This is a genomic window from Streptomyces humidus (genome assembly GCF_014649655.1).
GTDB classification, from domain to species: domain Bacteria; phylum Actinomycetota; class Actinomycetes; order Streptomycetales; family Streptomycetaceae; genus Streptomyces; species Streptomyces humidus.
Genome location: NZ_BMTL01000173.1, coordinates 1 through 542, shown reverse-complemented (window position 1 = coordinate 542; position 542 = coordinate 1). Strand labels below are relative to the sequence as shown.

Below are 542 nucleotides of genomic sequence, written 5' to 3'. Positions count from 1 at the left end.
GGGAGGCGGCCGAGCGCGAGGGCCGCAGTCTTGCCCCGCTGATCACCAGGCTCAACGAGATCCGGCGGGCCAACCCGGCCCTGCACCGGCTGCGGAACCTCCGCTTCCACGGCACGGACAACCCCTCCGTCATCGCGTACAGCAAGACGGCGGGTTCGAACACGGTTCTGGTGGTCGTCAACCTCGACCCCCACCACACCCAGGAGGCGACGGTGTCGTTGGACATGCCGCAACTCGGCCTGGACGACGGCGCAGCCCTGTCCGTGCACGACGAACTGACGGGCGAGACCTACGCCTGGAACAGGACGAACTACGTGCGCCTGGAGCCCGGCCGGACGCCCGCCCACGTGTTCCACGTCCGGTGATCCGCATCACCGCCGATCGGAGGCTCCAGACCGCCATGACCGTCAACTCCCCTGTCCCGGACACCTTCGAGGACACCCCCGCCAAGGACCGTGACCCCGAGTGGTTCAAGCGCGCCGTCTTCTACGAGGTCCTCGTCCGCTCGTTCCAGGACAGCAACGGCGACGGCGTCGGCGACC

1 protein-coding gene is annotated in these 542 nt (G+C 68.8%); it reads left to right on the top strand.

The window, feature by feature from the left end:
• On the top strand, positions 1-365 hold a 365-nt coding region (locus tag IE239_RS41615; protein WP_373308245.1), incomplete at its 5' end, for an alpha-glucosidase C-terminal domain-containing protein.
• Positions 366-542 lie beyond the last annotated feature (177 nt).